This window comes from Micromonospora sp. WMMD964 (assembly GCF_029581455.1).
GTDB lineage: Bacteria > Actinomycetota > Actinomycetes > Mycobacteriales > Micromonosporaceae > Micromonospora.
Map to the genome: position 1 here is coordinate 1582933 of NZ_CP120860.1, position 20348 is coordinate 1603280.

Below are 20348 nucleotides of genomic sequence, written 5' to 3' on the forward strand. Positions count from 1 at the left end.
CCCTCGGTGCTCCTTCAGGCGGTCCAAGACGCCTCCAGCATAGCGTTCACTTCTGACCCATTGCAACAAGTCGAGGCGCTTCCATTGCATTAGGCGACAGGCCGATGCAACAGTTTATGTATCTTGAGCTGGAGTTTCAGCATAGGGATGCAACAAGCTTGTTGCCGCAAGATGGAAAGCAACGTAGCGTTTCCCATGTCAGAAACGACACGCGAGCACGGGAGAGCCCGATGAAGACCTTCGACACCCCCACCCCGATCTCCGCCGTCCTGGACATCCCCGCCGGGCGCGTTCAGGTCATCGCCGCCGACCGCTCCGACACCACCGTTGAGGTGCTGCCCACCGACCCCGCCAAGAACCGCGACAGCAGGGCCGCCGAGCAGACCACCGTCACGTACGCCGACGGCGTCCTGAGGGTCACGGCCGCGACGCCCAGCAACGCCCTCCTCGGCCCGTCCGGCTCCCTGCAGGTCACCGTCCGGCTGCCCGCCGACTCCCGCATCCAGGCCACGTCCGCCAGCGCCGAGCTTCGTAGCGTCGGACGCCTCGCCGACATCACCTTCGACGGCGCGTACCGCCAGATCAAGATCGATGAGGCGGCGAGCGTCCGCCTCACCGCGATCGACGGCGACGTCGAGATCGGCCGGCTCAACGGACCCGCCGAGATCAGCACCGCGCGGGGCGACATCCGGATCACCGAAGCCGTGCACGGCACCGTAGTGCTGCGCACCCAGTCCGGCGACATCTCGGTCACCGCCGCCGCCGGCGTCTCGGCCGCGTTGGACGCGGACACCGGGTCCGGCCGGATCAGCAACTCCCTCAAGAACGACGGCACCACCGCACTCGACATCCGAGCCACCACCTCGTACGGCGACATCACCGCCCGCAGCCGCTGAGCTGGATCGAACCCCCAACGCGACAGGAGTACGACGTGACCATCTCCACCAGCTCGACCTGGACCGGCATGGTGCCGGTCGACGACACGGCCCTGGCCGTCACCGACACCGGCGGTCCCGGAATCCCCGTGGTCTACCTCAACGGCCAGTTCGCCACCCAGGGCTACTGGCGGCGGGTCATCGCCGAACTGGGCGCGGACTTCCGGCACATCAGCTACGACGAGCGGGCCCGCGGCAGGAAGTCGAAACGCTCGGCGGACTACTCGTTCGAGGCCGCCGTGCGGGACGTCGACGCCGTCCTCGCAGCCCGGGGCGTCGACCAGGCGATGGTGGTGGCCTGGTCGTACGGGGCGGTCGTCGGCGCGCACTGGGCCAACCGGAACCCGGAGCGGGCGCTCGGGGCGGTCCTGGTCGACGGCGCTTTTCCATACGACTGGCTCGACGAGGCCGTGGAGCAGCGGATCAGGAAACTGTTCCGGCGGCTGAACCTGTTCATGCCGCTGCTACGCCCGACCGGTCTGACCCCACGGATGAACGCCGAACAGATGGCGAACAGCAACATCGAGCTGGGCAGGCTCTCCCGTGAGAGCGAGCTGGGCCCGGTGCTCGACGCCATCGCCGTTCCGGTGCGGTACGTGGTCGCCTCCGGGGCGTCGCTGGGCAGCCGGGGCGACGAGCAGGAGAGGATCCGTGCCGGTCTCGACGCGGCGACCGCCCGCAACCCGCACATCCGCATCGCGGCGAAGGTCACCAGCAACCACGGCGCAATCCTCAAGAAGGACTTCCGAGCGGTTGCCGAGGCCGTACGCGAGGTCGCCGCGCTGCGGCACGGGCACGACCAGCAGTCGGTGTAACCGGCTCTCCCGCGTCGACGGGGTGGTGAATCACCACCCCGTCGACGCGAAGCCTCAGGAGGATTCGCGCGCCGCCGGGCCGCTGCCGAAGAGCACGTCGTCCCAGCTCGGCAACCGCTTGCGTGGCTTGCCGTTCGCGTCGGTGGACTCACCGCCGCCGCCCGCGGCCGCCGCGGCGCCCGTCCGACGAGGCCGCAGCACCGCCAGCGACGGCACGGCCGGGACCTCCTTGGGCGCGTCCGAGTCGTCGTCGAAGGCCGACCCCTGCCCGCCGCCGAGCAGCGCGGCGGCGCCCCCGCCGACCGGCCGCTGCCGGGGCGCGTCCGACCCGGCGAGAGCAGCCGGAGTACGCGGCTCCAGCCCACGGCCGGACGAGGCACCGAGGGGACGGTCCAGTGAGGCGAGCAGCGCGTCGCGGCCGGCACGGATCGGATCCCGACCGGGACGTGGGTGGTCGGACGCGGCCGGCAACCCGTGCCCACCACGGCTCGGCTCACCACGCGACGGACCCGGCAGGGCGTGCCCGCCCCGCTCCGGCGCAGGCTCCTGGCCGAGGATCGGCGTGGGCCGCTCGGCGCACAGGTATTGCGCCATGTCGTCGTGCGGGGCCACCGACTGCCGGGTCTTGTCGAGATCCCAGACGGCCTGGGCGGTGGCCTTGCCGGACGGCCAGGTGGCGATGATCCGCCAGGTGCCGTCGTCACGCCGGTACGCGTCCCAGGAGATCTTCTCGGTGTCGATGCCGTGCTGGCTCAACCGGCCGTTGACCACCTCGGCGAGCGGGGTGGGCTTCTCCGCTCCCTTGAGACGGGTGCGGCGAGCGTGCTGCGCGAGCATCGCCCGCTCCTGCAACACCGGGCCGGCATACCGCAGCACCCGGTCGACCGGAACCCCGGCGATCCGGGCGACATCCTCGGCGGACTCGCCGGAGCGGATGCGGGCCTGAATGTCCCGAGGAGACAGTGAGGGAGTCGGGTCGGCCGCGGTCGGCGCCACCACGAGCGGCGGCGTGCCCGGCTCGGCGTGCAGCGCGCCGGAGATCCGTTCGTCGATCGGCAGCGCGAGCAACCGCCCGACCTCGTCGGCGAGAACCAGGGCATGGCCGTCCTCGGAGAGGGCGACGAAGCGTACTGGGCGCATTGCGTTGCCTCCGTCCCGCTTCGCTGGCCGCACGCCACGAGTCGGCCACCCAGGCGTCTCCGACCACCGTACGCGCATCTGCCTCGGGGTGGGGGAAGCGACACCCCGCATGTCGTGACTGAGCTGCGGCGATGATCACGGTCGGTGTCCGTGGAGGCCCCGACGGACACCGACCGTGACGAAGCTCAGAGTCGCTCGACCACGTAGTCGATGGACGCGGTCAGCGCCTCGACGTCGGCCGGCTCGACCGCCGGGAACAGCGCCACCCGGAGCTGGTTGCGGCCGAGCTTGCGGTACGGCTCGGTGTCCACGATGCCGTTGGCGCGCAGCGCCTTCGCGATGGCCGTGGCGTCCACCCCGTCGGCGAAGTCGATCGTGGCGACCACGTTCGAGCGCAGCGCCGGGTCGGTGACGAACGGAGTGGCCACCGTGGAGCGTTCCGCCCAGCCGTACACCGCGGCGGCGCTCTCGGCGGTGCGCTTGGCCGCCCAGGACAGGCCGCCCTGCGCGTTCATCCAGTCGGTCTGCTCGGCCGCCAGGAAGATGGTGGCGAGCGCCGGGGTGTTGTAGGTCTGCTCCAGCCGCGAGTTGTCGATCGCGGTGACCAGGTCGAGGAAGGCGGGGATGTAGCGCCCGGACGCCTTGATCTCGGCGGCCCGGTCCAGTGCGGCCGGCGACATCAGGGCCAGCCAGAGACCACCGTCGGAGCCGAAGCACTTCTGCGGGGCGAAGTAGTAGACGTCGGTCTCGCCGACGTTGACCTCCAGGCCGCCCGCGCCGGAGGTCGCGTCGACGAGCAGCAACGCGCCCTCGTCCGCACCGGCCACTCGGCTGATCGGGACCGCCACACCGGTGGAGGTCTCGTTCTGCGGCGTCGCGTACGCGTCCACACCGGACTCGGCGACCAGGGTCGGTGCGCTGCCCGCGGCGGCCTTGCGGACCGTCGGCTCGCCCAGGAACGGCGCGTCGCCGACCGACTTGGCGAACTTGGCGCCGAACTCGCCGAAGCTGGCGAACTGGGCCCGGTCGCGGATCAGGCCGAAGGTGGCGACCTCCCAGAACGCGGTGGTGCCACCGTTGCCGATCACGACCTCGTAGCCCTCGGGCAGCGAGAAGAACTCGGCGATGCCGGAGCGCAGCCGGGCCACCTGGTCGCGGACCGTCTTCTGCCGGTGCGAGGTGCCCAGGTAGGTGGTCGCGACCTCGGAGAGTGCGGACACCGCCGCCGGGCGGACCTTGGACGGGCCGCAGCCGAAACGTCCGTCGGCGGGCTTGATGTCATCGGGAATCCGGATGGTCGGTGCGTCAGCCACGGTCTTGGAGATCCTTCCGCAAGGAGCGAGGGCGGGCCCGGCGACACTGCCGGCCCCCATCCTCGCACCCGGAGCCATCGGTGGGCGCCGAGCCCCCGGCGGTCGGCCTGAGTCCTTCGCCACACCACCCGGCCCGACGGGGCCCACGACGCGCAGCGGCCCCGGCCCGACGTCCGACGTCGGGCCGGGGCCCCGGAACGCAGCTCAGACGCCGTGCGGGACCGCGCCCCAACCCTCGACGTCGGACGGCTTGCGGGTCTCCGGGCCGACGTAGCGGGCGGACGGGCGGACCAGCCGCTGCAGGCGCTTCTGCTCCAGGATGTGCGCGCTCCAGCCGCCCATCCGCGCGCAGGTGAACATCGAGGTGAACATGTGCGCCGGCACCTCGGCGAAGTCCAGCACCACGGCCGACCAGAACTCGACGTTGGTGGCCAGCACCCGGTCCGGACGGCGGGCCTGCAACTCGGCGAGGGCCGCCTTCTCCAGCGCCTCGGCGATCTCGAAACGCGGCGCGCCCAGCTCCTTGGCGGTGCGCCGGAGCACGCGGGCGCGCGGGTCCTCGGCCCGGTAGACGCGGTGGCCGAAGCCCATCAACCGCTCACCGCGGTCGAGCACGCCCTTGACGTAGCCCTCGGCGTCGCCGCTGCGCTCCACCGCCTCCAGCATGCTGAGCACCCGCGACGGTGCGCCGCCGTGCAGCGGGCCGGAGAGGGCGCCGATGCCGGACGAGATGCAGGCGGCCGCGTCCGCGCCGGTGGAGGCGACGATGCGAGCGGTGAAGGTGGAGGCGTTCAGGCCGTGCTCGGCGGCCGAGATGAAGTACGCGTCGACGGCCTTGACGTGGCGCGGGTCGGGTTCGCCGCGCCACCGCTTCATGAACCGCTCGACGATGGTCTGCGCCTTGTCGATCTCCTTCTGCGGCACCGCGGGCAGGCCGAGGCCGCGAGCGGACTGGGCGACGAAGGAGAGCGCGGTGACCGAGACCCGGGCCAGGTCCTCGCGGGCCTGCTCGTCGGAGATGTCCAACAGCTGGTTGAGCCCCCAGTACGGGGCCAGCATGGCGACCGCGGACTGCACGTCGACGCGGATGTCACCGGAGTGCACCGGCACCGGGAACGGCTCCGCCGGCGGCAGACCCGGCCCGAACCGGCCGTCGACCAGCAGCGCCCACACGTTGCCGAACGACACCTGGCCGATCAGATCCTCGATGTCGACCCCGCGATAGCGCAGCGCGCCGCCCTCGCGGTCAGGTTCGGCGATCTCGGTCTCGAAGGCGACGACGCCCTCCAGCCCGGGTTTGAAGTCGGCCATGTCGCTCTCCTGGATCTGGTCGGTGCGCCCGAACAGCTCATCCGGCCCGGTCGGCCGAGCGCCTTAGGCGACCCTCAGGGATGTGTTCGGAACATCTTGCCTGCTGAGTAAGGGATACGCGACCCGCTGCGACTGTGCTGCACGCGACATCCTCGGGCGCGCATTCTCCGCTCCACTCGGTGAGACTGGGCAGGGCGGAGCTGGCCAGCGCGGGAGGGCGTCGGCGAGAGCGCCGAGAAGGAGTGGGGACGTGACGGGTGACACACCCGCCCCGGCCGCGATGCGTAACGAGTACGCCGCGGACCTGGGCCTGACCGAGGCTGACCTGGCCGTGGACTGGCACAGCCAGTTCGACAGGTGGTTCGCCGACGCGGTGGCCTTCGGGCTGCCCGAACCGAACGCCATGGTGGTGGGCACCGCTGACGCGGCCGGCCGGCCGAGCGGTCGCACGGTGCTGCTGAAGGGGTACGACCCGGAGGGCTTCGTCTTCTTCACCAACCACCTGTCGCGCAAGGGCGTCGAGGCGTCCGCCAACCCGTACGCCAGCCTGGTCTTTCCGTGGTTCCCCATGCAGCGTCAGGTGGTCGTCGCCGGTCGGGTCACGCAGGTCGACCGGGCGACGAGCGAGGCGTACTTCGCCAGCCGCCCGCGCGGCTCCCAACTGGGTGCCTGGGCCAGCCCGCAGTCCCAGGTGGTGTCGGGCCGGGCGGTGCTCGAGCAGCGGTATCAGGAGTCGGTCGAGCGGTTCGCCGACCAGGCCGAGATTCCGACCCCGCCGCACTGGGGCGGGCTGCGGGTCCAGCCCGAGTCGGTGGAGTTCTGGCAGGGCCGGGCCGGCCGGTTGCACGACCGGCTCCGCTTCCGCCGCCTCGACGAGGGTGGCTGGATCGTCGAGCGGTTGGCGCCGTGACGGGTGTGCAGGAGGCTCGGCCGCGCGGAGCGCGCCGCTGGGCGATCGACGTACGTCCGCTGCGGGTGCCCGCGTACCGGCGGCTGTGGCTCGGCAACACCGTGGCGATGTTCGGTTTCCAGTTCACCGCCGTCGCGGTGCCGGTGGAGATGTACGCGCTGACCCGGGACTCGTTCTGGGTGGGTCTGCTGGGCGTGGCGGCCTTCGTACCCCTGCTGATCTTCGGGCTCTGGGGCGGCGCGGTCGCCGACGCCCGCGACCGCCGCGCCGTGCTGCTCGCCGGCTCATTGTTGCTTTGGGCATCCACTCTCGGTCTGCTCGTCCAGGCGTTGCTGGACGTGGGCAGCCCGGTGCTGCTGTTGGCGCTGATGGCGGTGCAGTCGGTGGCGTTCGCGATCAGTTCGCCGGCCCGCAGCGCAATGCTGCCCCGACTGGTGCCGGAGGACCTGGTGGCGTCCGCCACCACTCTGAACTACACGACGTTCACCGCCGCCTCGGTGGCCGGGCCGCTCGCCGCCGGGCTGATCCTCTCCGCGTCGCCGGACACCGCGGTGGTCCTGCCGATCGCGTACGGGCTGGATGCGGTGCTGTTCACCGCGATGCTCTGGGCCGCGCTGCGGCTGCCCAAGTTGCCGCCCGAGCCGACCGAGGACGGTCAGGCCCGGCGTGCCGGCCTGGCCAGCGTCGTCGACGGGTTCCGTTACCTGGCCGGCACACCCGTGCTGCTGCTGTCCTTCGGCGTGGACCTGATCGCGATGATCCTCGCGATGCCGAGGGCGCTGTTCCCGGAGATCGCCCACGAGCGGTTCGGCGGCGGCGGGTCGGTCGGTCTGCTCTACAGCGCCATCGCGATCGGCTCGATGCTCGGCGGCCTGACCTCCGGCTGGATCGGCCGACTCCGCCGGCAGGGCGTCGGCCTGGTGCTCGCGGTGGTCGGCTGGGGTCTGGCGATCGCCGCGGCCGGCCTCGCCCACCAACTCTGGCTGATGGTGGTCCTGCTCGCCGTCGCCGGTGCCGCCGACCTGATCAGCGCGGTGCTGCGCCAGTCGATGCTGCTGGTCTATGCCCCGGACCGGATGCGCGGCCGACTCCAGGGTGTCAACACGGTGGTGGTGGCCGGTGGCCCACGCCTGGGCGACCTGCGGGCCGGCACGATGGCCGCCGGTTTCGGCGGCGGGGTGGCCTGGGTGGCCGGCGGGCTCGCCTCGGCGGTCCTCGTGGTGGTGCTCGCTGTCGCGTTCCCGGCGCTGCTGCGCTACCGGGCCGCGACGGCGTCGAGCGGCGACCGGACGTGACCGGTTAGGGTCGCCGACATGGACAGCCCCGATCAGCGCCCGTTCTCCGGCGCCCAGTGGACCATCTCCGCCGCCGGTCACGAGGCCGTCATCGTGGAGGTGGGCGGTGGGCTCCGGACGTACCGGCACGACGGCGTCGACCTGGTCGACGGGTACCGGACCGACGAGGTCAGCCCGGGCTGCGCCGGGCAGGTGCTGGCGCCCTGGCCGAACCGGATCCGCGACGGCCGCTACTCGTTCGGGGAGCGGACGCACCAGCTCCCGCTGACCGAGCCGGAGCGGCACGTGGCCATCCACGGGCTGGTCAACTGGGTGCCGTGGCGGCTGCTGGAGCAGTCCGAGGACGCCGTGACGGTCGGCTACGACCTGCCGCCGCAGCCCGGCTACCCGTGGCCGTTGCGGCTGCTCAGCCGGTGGAGCGTCGGCGCGGACGGGCTGCGCGTCGAGCACGAGGTGACCAACACCGGCGAGGAGGCCGCGCCGTTCGGCTTCTCCGTGCACCCGTACCTGCAGCTGCCGGGCGTCACTGTCGACGACCTGGTCATGCGGCTGCCGACCCGTACCCGACTGCTGGTGGACGGCCGGTTGCTGCCGGTCGGCGCGACCCCGGTGGCCGGGACCGAGTACGACTGGACCAGCCCGCGCCGGATCGGCGCCGTCGAACTGGACCTCTGCTTCGGCGAGGTGATCCGCGACGCCGACGGCGGCTCGTCGGTGAGCCTGGCCGCGCCGGACGGTTCGGCGGGCGTCAGCATCTGGGCGGATGCCGAGTTCGGCTGGTGGCAGGTGTTCACCGGGGACTCCCTCGTCGGTGACCGGCACCGCCGCTCGGTGGCGATCGAGCCGATGACCTGCCCGCCGGACGCGTTCCGCTCCGGACGGGACGTGCTCACGCTCAAGCCCGGCACGACCTGGCGGGGTGCCTGGGGCATCCGGCCCGGGGCCTGATGGAGTTCGCCGAGGTCGTCCGGCGTCGGCGGATGGTGCGCAACTACGACCCGGACCGTCCGGTCCCGCCCGACGTGGTGAACCGCCTGCTCGACCACGCGGTCCGCGCACCGTCGGCCGGCTTCGCCCAGGGCTGGGGCTTCCTGGTGCTGGAGGAGTCGGCCGACCGGGAGCGGTTCTGGGCCGCCACCACACCGGACGGCGGTGGGCGGGAACGCTGGCTGGCCGGGATGCGTCGGGCACCGCTGATCGTCGTGCCGCACGCCAACGAGTCGGCCTACCTGCGGCGGTACGCGGAGCCGGACAAGGGGTGGACGGACCAGTCCGTGGACCGCTGGCCGGTGCCGTACTGGCACGTCGACACCGGCTTCGCGGCACTGCTGATGCTGCTCACCGCCGTGGACGAGGGGTTGGGGGCCTGTTTCTTCGGTATCCCGCCCCAGCGGTTGGCCCCCTACCGGGAGGCTTTCGGCGTGCCGGAGGAGTACCAACCCGTCGGTGCCGTCACAATCGGTTACCGAGCGGCCGACCATAGGTCACCGTCGCTGCGCCGAGGGCGTCGTCCGATGGACGAGGTGGTGCGGCGCGGCCGATGGAGCTGAGCGTGCCGTCCCGTTTGTCCGCTTGAGGATCGGACGACCGGTAGTGAAACTGACATCAGGGAGCGAAACGCAGCGTGCGCTGGGCGGCTAGGCTGGCACGGTCATCGGCGCCGCGCTGCGCGGTGCCCGCCGCGGCCCGGCTCGGCGCCGTCGGTCGGCCCGGCCACGGGGAGGGGAGCGTGCCGTCGTGATCTTCAGAGCGGTTCGGGACGGGCGTCCCTATCCGGAGCACAATCTGACGCTCAAGCAGTGGGCGGAGATTCCGCCCCGGCCACTGCGCCTGGACCAGATGATCACCACCAAGCGTGAGTTGGCGCTCGACAAGCTGCTCGCCGAGGACTCCACCTTCTACGGTGACCTCTTCCCGCACGTCGTGCAGTGGAACGGCGGCCTCTACCTGGAGGACGGGCTGCACCGTGCGTTGCGCGCGGCCCTGCAGCAGCGCAACCAGATCCACGCCCGGGTGCTGGTGCTCTCCGAGCCGGTCGAGTGACGAGCCCTTCTTCCGCGCGCTGAGCCTTCGTTAAGGTGGCGTCCATGACCGCTCCGCTGGACCTGCTCGACCTGGACCCGTCGCTCAGCGAGGAGGAGCGGCAGATCCGCGACGTCGTCCGCCAGCTCGTCGACGACCGGGTGCGCCCGTACGTCGCCGACTGGTACGAGCAGGGCCAGGTGCCCGCCCGCGAACTGGCCCGGGAGTTCGGCAAGCTCGGCCTGCTCGGCATGCACCTCACCGGCTACGGCTGTGCGGGCGCCTCCGCCGTCGCGTACGGGCTCGCCTGCCAGGAACTGGAGGCCGGCGACTCCGGCCTCCGTTCGCTGGTCTCGGTGCAGGGTTCGCTCGCCATGTACGCCATCTGGCGCTACGGCAGCGAGGAGCAGAAGCAACGCTGGCTGCCGTCGATGGCCACCGGCGAGGCGATCGGCTGCTTCGGCCTGACCGAGCCCGACCACGGCTCCGACCCCGCCTCGATGACCACCCGGGCCCGCCGCGACGGCGACGACTGGGTGCTCACCGGCGGCAAGATGTGGATCACCAACGCGCCGATCGCCGACGTCGCGGTGATCTGGGCGCGCACCGACGAGGGCGTGCGCGGCTTCGCCGTACCCATGGACACGCCCGGTGTGACGGCCCGGGAGATCCGCCGCAAGATGTCGCTGCGCGCGTCGGTGACCGGCGAGATCACGCTCGACGACGTCCGCCTCCCGGCGGACGCCCGGCTGCCCGAGGCGGTCGGGCTCAAGGCGCCGCTGAGCTGCCTCACCGAGGCCCGCTACGGCATCGTCTGGGGCGCGGTGGGCGCCGCCCGTGACTGTCTGGAAACAACCCTGGCGTACGCGGGCACCCGCACCCAGTTCGGTCGCCCGCTCGCCGGGTTCCAGCTCACCCAGGCGAAGCTCGCCGACATGGCCGTCGAGCTGGTGAAGGGTCAACTGCTCGCGCTGCACCTGGGTCGGCTCGCCGACGCCCACCGGCTGCGGCCCGACCAGGTGAGCGTGGGCAAGCTGAACAACGTGCGGGAGGCCCTCGCCATCGCCCGGCAGTGCCGCACCATCCTCGGCGCCAACGGTGTCTCCGGTGAGTACCCGATCATGCGGCACGCCAACAACCTGGAGAGCGTGCTGACGTACGAGGGCACGTCGGAGATCCACCAACTGGTCGTGGGGCAGCGGCTCACCGGGCTTTCCGCGTTCGCCTGACCTGCCCGTTTGCGCATTCCGGGCGCTCGGCGCGCGACTGTCGTACGGGGGCCGTACCGTCATTGACAGACGACGTGTCTGACAAGGACGGTGAGCGTGATGGCCCGCGACGCTGGCACCAACGAGCCCACGAGGGAGTTCCCCGGTTACCCGACCGGTGACAACCTCAAGGAGCGGTCGGCCGCGACACCCGAGCCGACCATCGACACACCGGGCGACGGCTCCGGAGGCTTTGACGGCCCCGGCAGCCCAGCGCCCGGCGGCGGTGGGGCGGCCCGCGGCCTGCTCCTGCTGCTCGGCGCCGCCGCGCTGGCCGTGGTGGTGCTGCTCGGCATCCAGGCGACCGGCTTCCTGCCGGAGTTCCGTAACCCGTTCGCCAAGGAGCAGACCGACCGCAGCCAGCCACCGCTGCTGAAGTCGATCCAGGACCTCAGCCGCTACGTGGCCGCCGAGGGCAACTTCCAGGTCGTCGTCGACACCCAGAACGACCGGCGCAACGTCCCCGACTTCCTCCTCAACGAGCGCACCCTGTTCGTCGGGGCCGGCAGCGTCGAGGCGTACGTCGACTTCACCAAGATCGGTGACGGGGCCATCGTCCAGTCGGCCGACGGCAAGTCCGTCGAGATCAAGCTGCCGGCGCCGCAGCTCGGCGAGACCAACCTCGACATGGACAAGAGCTACGTCTTCGCGGAGCAGCGCGGTCTGCTCAACCGGCTCGGTGACCTGGTCGGCAACGACCCCAACCGGCAGCAGCAGGTCTACAAGCTCGCCGAGGAGCGGATCACCGCCGCCGCCCGCGACAGCGGTCTCTCCGCCCGAGCCGAGGAGAACACCCGCAAGATGCTGGAAGGGCTGCTCCGCTCCCTCGGCTATCAACAGATCACGGTCACCTACATCGCTCCCTGACCTGCTCCACCCTCAACGAGGAAGCGCCCGCCCCGACTCACGTCGGGACGGGCGCTTCCGCACGTTGCTCCCACGCCGCCCCGCCCCGCGCTCCCACGCCGCCCCGCTCCGCGCGTCAAGATTCGCGCAACATCAGGGTTGTTGGTGCCTCGCCGGGCCTCGGAGGGGTGTGTGGGGCGGGTCAGTGTCCGGTGGAGGCGAGGTAGCGGTCCTCGTTCGGCATGAGAACCCAGAGGATCAGGTAGACGATCACCTGCGTGCCGGGCAGCAGCAGGGACAGCAGGAACAGCAGCCGGACCATCCCTGCGGACATGCCGAACCGTCGACCGAGGCCAGCACAGACACCGGCGAGCATGCGCCCCTCGCGGGGCCGGACCAGTTTGCGACTCATCGTCGTACTCCCACTCTGCGGCGGTGCGCCGCGTCTGCAATCCACGGTAGAAGGGGATGACCAGCTCGCCCTCGGTCCCGAGGTGGAGCGGCAACCCGTGGACCCGTAGGTGCAATACCCGGGCAGACCCCCGCTGACGCCTTCCCGAGCCCATCCGTCGCCGGCCGCCCGTCACCCGTCGTGCCCGTCTGGTGCGCACGCCGCTCGACTGCACGGTCTCCCCGAGCTGCTCGCCCTGTCGCCGCGCCACGTGCCGGCGCCGAGGTTCGCGCGGTGTGCTTTGGAGCTGATGTCGCAAACGATTCAGCGTGTCGCAGGGAGATCGTGCTCCATCCTGGTTGTAGTGGCATCGAACGCGCGTTGACAGCACTGGATCCAGGATCGAGCACGATCTTGCTGGCGGGCTGGCGGGCTGGCGGGCTGGCGGGCTGGCGGGCTGGCGGGCTGGCGGGCTGGCGAGCGGAGCTGGCGGGCGAGTGGGCAGACGGGCGAATGGGGCAAGCGGCGCGGCGCGGACGGGCGGACGGGCGGGCGAGCGGGCGTGCGACTGGGGCAAGCGGCGCGGGCGGCCGGGCGACCCGGCGGGTGAGCGCGGGGTGGGAGATGGCGATCGGGTGTTCACGTCCCGGACCGGGTGGGCCGTGAGCTGGGCGGGTAGGCTGGCAGATCGGCCATCCACACCCCGGATGGCCGCAACCCACACCCCGGGCGGTCACGAACGGGGCCGCCTACCGGTGGCCACGACCCGGCCGGTTCCGTACGCCGGGACGACGGCGAGGAAGCGCAGCCATGATCAGTGTTTTCGACCTCTTCAGCGTCGGTATCGGGCCGTCAAGTTCGCACACGGTGGGGCCGATGCGGGCGGCGCGGACGTTCGTCGGCGGGCTCAAGGCCGACGGGTTGCTCAGTGACGTCGCGCGGGTGCAGGCCGAGTTGTTCGGCTCGCTGGGGGCCACCGGGCACGGTCACGGCAGCGGTCCGGCGGTGCTGCTCGGGTTGGCCGGCGAGTCGCCGGAGACCGTCGACACGGACACCGTCGGTCCTCGGGTCGAGCGGATCCGGGCCGAGCGGCGGATCAGCATCCTCGGCGCGCACGAGATCGACTTCGACCCGGACCGGGATCTGACGCTGCACCGCCGCCGGTCGCTGCCGTACCACCCGAACGGGATGACCTTCGCGGCCTTCAACGCGGCCGGCGAGGAGGTCAGGACTCGTACCTACTACTCCGTCGGTGGCGGTTTCGTGGTGGACGAGGCGGCGGCGGGCGCCGACCGGATCAAGCCGGACAGCACGGCGGTGCGGTACCCGTTCCTGACCGGGGCGCAACTCCTCGACGTCACGTCCCGCACCGGCCTGTCGATCAGCGAGGTGATGCTGGCCAACGAGCGGTCGTGGCGCAGCGAGGCGGACATCCGGGCGGGTCTGTTGGAGATCTGGCGGGTGATGCGGGAGTGCGTGCAGCGCGGTTGCGAGCGTGACGGCGTACTCCCTGGGGGTTTGAAGGTTCGGCGGCGCGCGGCGGAGCTGCGGCGCGGCCTGGAGGCGGACGCCGGGACGGCCGATCCGTTGCACGCGATGGACTGGGTGACGTTGTTCGCGCTCGCGGTCAACGAGGAGAACGCCGCTGGTGGCCGGGTGGTCACCGCCCCGACCAACGGTGCGGCCGGGATCATCCCGGCGGTGCTGCACTACTACACCCGTTTCGTCGAGAACGCCGACGACGACGGTGTGGTGCGGTTCCTGTTGACGGCCGGCGCGATCGGCGTGTTGTTCAAGGAGAACGCCTCGATCTCCGGCGCGGAGGTCGGCTGTCAGGGTGAGGTCGGTTCGGCGTGCTCGATGGCGGCGGCGGGGTTGGCCGAGGCGCTGGGGGGCACCCCGGAGCAGGTGGAGAACGCGGCCGAGATCGGGATGGAGCACAACCTCGGGTTGACCTGTGACCCGGTGGGTGGCCTGGTGCAGATCCCCTGCATCGAGCGGAACGCGGTGGCTAGCATCAAGGCGATCACGGCCGCCCGGCTGGCGCTGCGCGGCGACGGTGTGCACAAGGTGTCGCTGGACAAGGTCATCAAGACCATGCGGGAGACGGGCGCCGACATGAAGGTCAAGTACAAGGAGACGGCGCGGGGCGGTCTGGCCGTCAACGTGATCGAGTGCTGAGCCCGGTCGATTCGGGGCATTCGTTCACCGACTGCTAACCTGGCGTCCGTTTCCGGAGGCGGGAGGCTGCGGTGACCTCTGGCGTCGCGGCCCTGTGGTCGCACCGCAACTCGCTGCGCATCCTGGTGAGACGGGACCTGGCGGTCAAGTACCAGCAGTCGGTGCTGGGCTACTTCTGGTCGTTGATCGAGCCGCTCGGCATGGGCGCGATCTACTGGTTCGTGTTCGGGGTGCTCTACTCTCGCGACACCGGGCGGCACCTCGGCGAGGCCGCCGAGTCGTACCCGTTGTTCCTGATCACCGGGATCTTCGCGTGGATGTGGACCAGTTCGGCGCTGAGCGAGGCGACGAACGCGTTGACCGGCCAGTCGCGGCTGATCACCACGATGAACGTGCCGCGTCAGGTCTTCCCGATCGGCCGGGTCACCGGCCGGTTCGCCGAGTACGCGGCCGGCCTGCCGATCCTGATCGCCATCGCGGTGATCTACGCGGTGCACGGTCGGATCCACCCCGGCTGGTCGTTGCTCTCCCTTCCGCTGGCGGTGGCCGTCCAGGCCGTCCTGCTGACCGGGCTCGCCCTGCTGCTGTCCGCGTGGAACGTGCTGATGCGCGACGTCGAGCGGTTGATGCGGTTGATCATCAGGGTGCTCTTCTACGCCACGCCGATCATCTATCCGCTCAGCCTGGTCCGGGAGTCCAGCCTGCCCGAGTGGTTGAAGGTGGGGTACGAGCTGAACCCGCTGGTCGGGATCTTCCAACTGCACCACGCGATCTGGTACCCGGACGAGTTCCCGAACGCCCGGTTGCTCGCCACCACAGTCGTCGGCAGCGTGTTGGTGCTGGCCGCCGGCTGGTGGTCGTTCCGTCGGCTGGAACCCGCCGTGCTCAAGGAACTCTGACGTGGGCGCGCCGATCATCGAGGCCGACGGGCTGGGCATCCGGTTCGTCCGTAACCGTCGCCGGCAGTTGCGGCTGCGGGAGTTGTTCATCCATCGCGGGAAGCGTGGTGCGCTGCCCGGCCAGTTCTGGCCGCTGCGGGACGTGTCGTTCACCGTCGAACCCGGCGAGACCGTCGGGGTGATCGGCCGTAACGGCACCGGCAAGAGCACCCTGCTGCGGTTGATCGCCGGGGTGCTCATCCCGGACGAGGGCGACATCCGGGTGCACGGCTCGGTGGCGCCGTTACTGGAGTTGTCCGCCGGTTTCTCCAACGACCTGACCGGGCGGGAGAACCTGCACCTGGTCGGTGGGCTGCACGGGCTGTCGACGGGCTACCTGAAGCGGCACTTCGACGAGATCGTCGAGTTCGCCGGTGAGCAGGTGGAGCGGGCCATCGACACGTCGGTGCGGCACTACTCGTCGGGTATGAAGGTGCGGCTCGGATTCGCGATCATCTCGCATCTGCCGCATCCGATCCTGCTGATGGACGAGGTGACAGCCGTCGGCGACGCGGAGTTCCGCAAGAAGTGTTACGCGACTATTGATCGTCTGCTCGGGGAGGGGCGCACGCTGGTGTTGGTGTCACACAACGAAAAGGACCTGACCCGGTTCTGTCGTCGGGGGTTGTACCTCGACGCGGGCCGGTTGACGCTCGACGGCACCATCGCCGAGGCGCTCGACGCGTACCACGCAGCGGTCCAGCGGTGACGCTCGCGATCGTGCTCGCCGCCGGGTCGTCGGCGGCGAGCCTGAGCACCGCGACCGGTGAGCCGCTGGCCGACCGCCTGGCCGCCCAGTTGCGCCAGGCCGGGGCGGGCGACGTGCGCTTCGCGGCCGACCTCGACGAACTGGCCACGCTGGTGGGCACCGCCTCCGCTCCGGTGCTGGTCACCGGCGCGGACCTGGTGGCGCACACCGCCGTACTGCGGCACCTGGCCACCAGCCCGGTGGGGCCCACGGTGGCGCTGGTGCTCGGCGACCCGCCGGTGCCCGGGCGGACGGCCGTGCGGGAGGAACGCGGCCAGGTGGTCGACGCCGGCCCGCTGAACGCCCTCGACGGCGACGCCACCGGTGTGTTCGGTGGCGCGTTGCGCGTCGGTGTGGACGACCTGCCGAACCTCGCCGCCGCCGCCCGGGCCGCGGCGGGTGGTCCCGGGTCCGCCGTGGACCGGCTGTTCGCGGGCCTCGCGGCGCTCGGCACCCTGATCTTCGTCCAGCGGGTACGCCTGCTCGTCGCCCGCCGGGTCGAGGGCGCGGCCGAGCTGACCGCTGCCGAGGCGGCGGTGACGGCTGTCGACGAGGACCGGGCGGAGCTGCGGCTGTCGGTGAAGGAGAGGGACGACTTCTTCTCCACCTACTTCGTCAGCACCTGGTCGCCGTACCTGGTTCGGTCGGCGGCCCGGCTGCGGCTCACCCCGACCGGGGTGACGGCGATCTCGGTACTGTTCGCGCTGGCCGCGGCGGTGCTGTTCGGGGTCGGTGGGCGGCCCGCGCTGGTCGGTGGCGCGGTGCTGCTCTACCTCGGTTTCGTGCTGGACTGCGTGGACGGCCAGTTGGCCCGCTACACCCGCAACTTCAGCGCCTGGGGTGGCTGGCTGGACACGATGGCGGACCGGGCGAAGGAGTACCTGGTCTATGCCGGGCTCGGCTTCGGGGTCAGCCACGCCGGGTTGGGCAACGGCTGGGCCCTCGCCATCGCCGCGATGACCCTGCAGACCGTCCGGCACATGACCGACACCTGGTACGGGGTGTTGCACGACGAGGCGGCCCGGCGACCGCGTACGGCGACGGGTGCCAGCGGCGGGATCGGCGACCGGCTCAACGCGGCGTCGACGAGGGTGCAGGCGGACACCGGCTCGCTGTCGTACTGGCTGAAGCGGACCGTCGTCTTCCCGATCGGCGAGCGCTGGGCGCTGATCGCGCTGACCGTGGCGCTGTTCAACCCGCTGGTCAGCCTGGTCGCGGTGCTCGTGTGGGGGGTTCTGGCCTTCGCGTACACCGGTGCGCTGCGTACGCTGCGGGCCCGCTGGATGTGGGTGCCGGTGCTGGACACCGTCGATGCCACCCTGCACCGCGACGACGGGCCGTTGGCCCGGCTGCTGCCGGTGGTCCGCCCGATGGGGCCGCTCACCCTGGCGGTGATCGCCGCGCTCGGTCCGGCGGTCCTGCTGGTCGCGGCGCTGCTGACGGACGCGCCGGACGGGCTGCGCTGGGCGGTGCCGGTGGCGCTGCTGGTGCTGCTGGTCGGTGGCCTGGGGGCCGGGGCGGCGCACAACGGCCCCCTGGACTGGCTGGTCCCCGCCGCGTTGCGGGCCGCCGAGTACCTGTTCGCCATCGCGGTCGGTGTGGTCGGCGGGGTGCCGGGTTGGCTGATCTTCGGGTACGTCTTCGTGCTCACCGTGCACCACTACGACCTGACGGCCCGGTTGGAGAAGCGGCAGGCGGCACCGCCGTTGCACGCTGCCACGCTGGGTTGGGAGGGGCGTTCGGCCCTGCTGGCCCTCGCGGCGATTGTCGGCCTGGCGGGTAGCGGGCTGGCTACACTCGGTGCGTACCTTCTCGTGGTCTTCGTGGTGAGCGTCGTCCTGGCCTGGTTCGTGCGACCGGCCCGTAGCGCGCGGGCGTCGGTCGCGCCGGTGGGCGCTGGAGGTGCCGCGCCGCACTGACGGAGGGACGGCCGGATGACCCTGATCAGTTTCGTGGTGCCGGCCTTCCGCGTGCAGGGGTACCTGCGCGAATGCCTCGACTCCGTCCTCGGTCAGCCGGAGACCGACATCGAGGTGATCGCCGTCGACGACTGCTCGCCGGACGCCGGCGGCGACATCATCGACGAGTACGCGGCCCGCGACCAGCGGGTCCGCTCGGTTCGGCTGCCGGAGAACGTCGGCCTCGGTCCAGCCCGCAACATCGGGTTGGACCGGGCCGTCGGCGAGTACGTGTGGTTCCTCGACGGCGACGACTGGCTGACCCCGGAGTGCCTGACCGAGGTGGCCGAGCGGTTGCGGGCCACCCGCCCGGACGTGCTGCTCGTCGACCACGTACGCACCCACTGGAACGACACCGCCACCCGCAGTGCGATGGCCGAGGTGTTCCCCGAGTCGCCGGGTCCGGAGACCTTCCGGTTGCGGGACCGGCCGGAGGCGATGCACCTGCTGCACACGGCGTGGAACCGCCTGGTCCGCCGGGAGTTCCTGATCGACCTGGGCCTGCGTTTCGCCCCGGGTTGGTACGAGGACGTCTCGTTCAGCTACCCGGTGCTGATGGCCGCGCAGCGGATCGGCGTCCTCGACCGGGTGTGCGTCAACTACCGGCAACGCCGCGCCGGTGCGATCACCCGGACCCGGGGCGACCGCCACTTCGAGGTCTTCCCCCAGTGGCACCGGGTCTTCCACCTGATGGACGAGTGGGGGCCGGCGACGGACTCCCTGCGGCCGGTGGTCTTCGAGCGGATGATCTGGCACTACCTGACCGTGCTCGGCAACGGCCAGCGGATCGCCCCGGAGTTGCGGCCGGCGTTCTTCGCGCAGATCACCGCCGACTACGAACGCTGGCTACCGCCCGGCGGCTATCCGGCGCCGGGCGGGGTGGAGGGGATCAAGCACCGGCTCGTCGCGTCCGGCCGTTGGCGCACGTTCAGCGCGTTGCGGACCGCGAGCCGTGCCCGTGACGTCGCCCGGCGGCAGGCCCGTACCGCCCGCCGACGGGTCGGCCCGGTCGCGCGGCGCGGTGCCCGGCTGACCCGTGACGGGCTGCTGCGCGAGTACTACCGGGCCGAGTCGCGTCGGCCGGTCGACCCGACGCTCGCGGTGTACGCCGCCTACTGGTACCGCGGGTACTCGTGCAACCCGGCGGCCATCTACGAGGTCGCCCGCCGGTTGGCACCCGAGGTGCGCGGGGTGTGGGTCGTGCGCCGGGACCGCGTCGACACGGTCCCGGCCGGAGTGGAGTACGTCGTCGCCGGCACCCCGGCGTACTACCGGGTGCTCGCCCGCGCCCGGTGGTTGGTCAACAACGTCAACTTCCCGGATTTCGTCCGCAAACGGCCGGAGCAGGTGCACCTGCAGACCCACCACGGCACCCCGGTCAAGGTGATGGGCCTGGACCAGCAGCGCTATCCGATCGGCGCGGGCCGGATGGACTTCGCCGGGCTGTTGCGCCGGGTGGACCGTTGGGACTACAGCGTCAGCGCGAACAGCTTCTCCACCCAGATGTGGGACCGCGCGTACCCGGCCACGTACACGACGTTGGAGGTGGGTTACCCGCGCAACGACCGCCTGGTGACGGCCGGCCCGGACGAGGTGCGCCGGCTGCGCGCCGAGTTCGGCGTCGGCCCCGACGAGCAGGTCGTGCTGTACGCCCCGACGCACCGCGAGCACCTTCCGGGCTACCGGCCGCCGTTCGACCCGGACCGGTTCGTGCGGGCGCTGGGTGACTCCGGCCGGCTGCTGATGCGCAGTCACTACTTCCACGACCGGGACCGCCGCCCCGGTCGCCCGGCGGACTGGGAACGGGTCCGCGACGTCAGCGGCCACCAACGGGTGGAGGACCTCTACCTGATCGCGGACGTGTTGATAACCGACTATTCGTCGGCGATGTTCGATTATGCGGTACTCGATCGGCCGATCGTGCTCTATGCCCCGGACTGGGAGGCGTACCGGTTGGCCCGGGGGGTCTACTTCGACGTGACGGCCGAGCCGCCGGGCGCGGTGGCCACCACCTTCGCCGATCTGGTCGAGCTGTTCCGTACCGATGCGGTGCGCTCCGATTCCGCGAACAAGGCCCGTCAGCACTTTCGACGCCGGTTCTGCACATTGGACGACGGGCACGCGGCGGAACGGGTGGTGCGTCAGGTTTTCCTGGGTGAGCCGGGCGAGCGCTCTTCGCCCTGCTGATCGCCGGTGTCGTGTAATAGCAGCGTCATCAGCCAAACATGAGACGTTTACCCGATGTGCGAATCGAATGATCCTGGTCACAGTCTTCTG

General features: G+C 71.3%; 18 protein-coding genes. 14 read left to right on the top strand and 4 right to left on the bottom strand.

All coding sequences use genetic code 11. The features are described from left to right. Window positions 1-230: 230 nt before the first annotated feature. Both O7616_RS07450 and O7616_RS07455 read left to right on the top strand, forming a co-directional pair. Complete coding sequence (locus O7616_RS07450; protein WP_282306160.1) at window positions 231-896, top strand: DUF4097 family beta strand repeat-containing protein; 666 nt, start codon at window positions 231-233, stop codon at window positions 894-896. 35 nt (window positions 897-931) lie between these two features. Further along, the gene (locus O7616_RS07455) at window positions 932-1750 is read left to right on the top strand and encodes an alpha/beta fold hydrolase (protein ID WP_282306161.1); all 819 of its coding nucleotides are present in this window, start codon (window positions 932-934) and stop codon (window positions 1748-1750) included. A gap of 54 nt (window positions 1751-1804) precedes the next feature. Here O7616_RS07455 and sepH read toward each other — a convergent pair whose 3' ends face one another. The 3 genes from sepH to O7616_RS07470 all read right to left on the bottom strand — a co-directional run bounded on the left by sepH (window position 1805) and on the right by O7616_RS07470 (window position 5514). Beyond that, a complete protein-coding gene (sepH, locus tag O7616_RS07460) occupies window positions 1805-2890 on the bottom strand; it encodes a septation protein SepH (RefSeq protein ID WP_282262956.1) in 1086 nt (361 codons plus the stop codon). Between the two features lie 185 nt (window positions 2891-3075). Continuing rightward, a complete protein-coding gene (gene serC / locus O7616_RS07465) occupies window positions 3076-4203 on the bottom strand; it encodes a phosphoserine transaminase (RefSeq protein ID WP_282306162.1) in 1128 nt (375 codons plus the stop codon). Window positions 4204-4407: 204 nt separating this feature from the next. Then, window positions 4408-5514, bottom strand: coding sequence for a citrate synthase 2 (locus tag O7616_RS07470; protein ID WP_088986659.1), 1107 nt, complete (start codon window positions 5512-5514; stop codon window positions 4408-4410). 280 nt (window positions 5515-5794) lie between these two features. Between O7616_RS07470 and pdxH the strand changes: the two genes are divergently transcribed. The 7 genes from pdxH (at window position 5795) to O7616_RS07505 (ending at window position 11876) form a co-directional block, all read left to right on the top strand. After that, the gene (gene pdxH / locus O7616_RS07475) at window positions 5795-6424 is read left to right on the top strand and encodes a pyridoxamine 5'-phosphate oxidase (RefSeq protein ID WP_282307555.1); all 630 of its coding nucleotides are present in this window, start codon (window positions 5795-5797) and stop codon (window positions 6422-6424) included. Next, window positions 6421-7719, top strand: a complete 1299-nt coding sequence (locus O7616_RS07480) for an MFS transporter (protein ID WP_282306163.1) — start codon at window positions 6421-6423, stop codon at window positions 7717-7719. The genes pdxH and O7616_RS07480 overlap by 4 nt, the downstream gene beginning before the upstream one ends. 18 nt (window positions 7720-7737) lie before the next feature. Then, window positions 7738-8667, top strand: coding sequence for an aldose 1-epimerase family protein (locus O7616_RS07485; RefSeq protein WP_282306164.1), 930 nt, complete (start codon window positions 7738-7740; stop codon window positions 8665-8667). Further along, window positions 8667-9269: a nitroreductase family protein gene (locus O7616_RS07490; RefSeq protein WP_282262950.1), complete on the top strand. Its 603-nt coding sequence runs from the start codon at window positions 8667-8669 to the stop codon at window positions 9267-9269. Before O7616_RS07485 ends, O7616_RS07490 begins: the two co-directional genes overlap by 1 nt. Window positions 9270-9456: 187 nt before the next feature. Continuing rightward, the gene (locus tag O7616_RS07495; protein WP_151487978.1) at window positions 9457-9762 is read left to right on the top strand and encodes a type II toxin-antitoxin system VapB family antitoxin; all 306 of its coding nucleotides are present in this window, start codon (window positions 9457-9459) and stop codon (window positions 9760-9762) included. Between the two features lie 44 nt (window positions 9763-9806). Further along, entirely contained in the window at window positions 9807-10970 is a 1164-nt protein-coding gene (locus tag O7616_RS07500) for an acyl-CoA dehydrogenase family protein (RefSeq protein WP_282262945.1), read from the top strand. A gap of 99 nt (window positions 10971-11069) precedes the next feature. Next, complete coding sequence (locus O7616_RS07505) at window positions 11070-11876, top strand: DUF4230 domain-containing protein (protein WP_282306165.1); 807 nt, start codon at window positions 11070-11072, stop codon at window positions 11874-11876. Window positions 11877-12057: 181 nt separating this feature from the next. Here O7616_RS07505 and O7616_RS07510 read toward each other — a convergent pair whose 3' ends face one another. Continuing rightward, a complete protein-coding gene (locus O7616_RS07510; RefSeq protein ID WP_030329606.1) occupies window positions 12058-12267 on the bottom strand; it encodes a PspC domain-containing protein in 210 nt (69 codons plus the stop codon). Between the two features lie 789 nt (window positions 12268-13056). Between O7616_RS07510 and O7616_RS07515 the strand changes: the two genes are divergently transcribed. The 5 genes from O7616_RS07515 (at window position 13057) to O7616_RS07535 (ending at window position 20258) form a co-directional block, all read left to right on the top strand. Further along, the gene (locus tag O7616_RS07515; protein WP_282306166.1) at window positions 13057-14427 is read left to right on the top strand and encodes an L-serine ammonia-lyase; all 1371 of its coding nucleotides are present in this window, start codon (window positions 13057-13059) and stop codon (window positions 14425-14427) included. A gap of 71 nt (window positions 14428-14498) precedes the next feature. Further along, on the top strand, window positions 14499-15326 hold the full coding sequence (locus O7616_RS07520; RefSeq protein ID WP_282306167.1) for an ABC transporter permease: 828 nt from the start codon (window positions 14499-14501) through the stop codon (window positions 15324-15326). A gap of 1 nt (window position 15327) precedes the next feature. After that, window positions 15328-16074: an ABC transporter ATP-binding protein gene (locus O7616_RS07525; protein WP_282306168.1), complete on the top strand. Its 747-nt coding sequence runs from the start codon at window positions 15328-15330 to the stop codon at window positions 16072-16074. Between the two features lie 41 nt (window positions 16075-16115). Next, window positions 16116-18032 carry a DUF5941 domain-containing protein gene (locus O7616_RS07530; RefSeq protein WP_282307556.1) on the top strand — a complete coding sequence of 639 codons (1917 nt, stop codon included), beginning with the start codon at window positions 16116-16118 and terminating at the stop codon, window positions 18030-18032. A gap of 15 nt (window positions 18033-18047) precedes the next feature. After that, complete coding sequence (locus O7616_RS07535) at window positions 18048-20258, top strand: bifunctional glycosyltransferase family 2 protein/CDP-glycerol:glycerophosphate glycerophosphotransferase (protein ID WP_282306169.1); 2211 nt, start codon at window positions 18048-18050, stop codon at window positions 20256-20258. The last annotated feature ends 90 nt before the right edge of the window (window positions 20259-20348 follow it).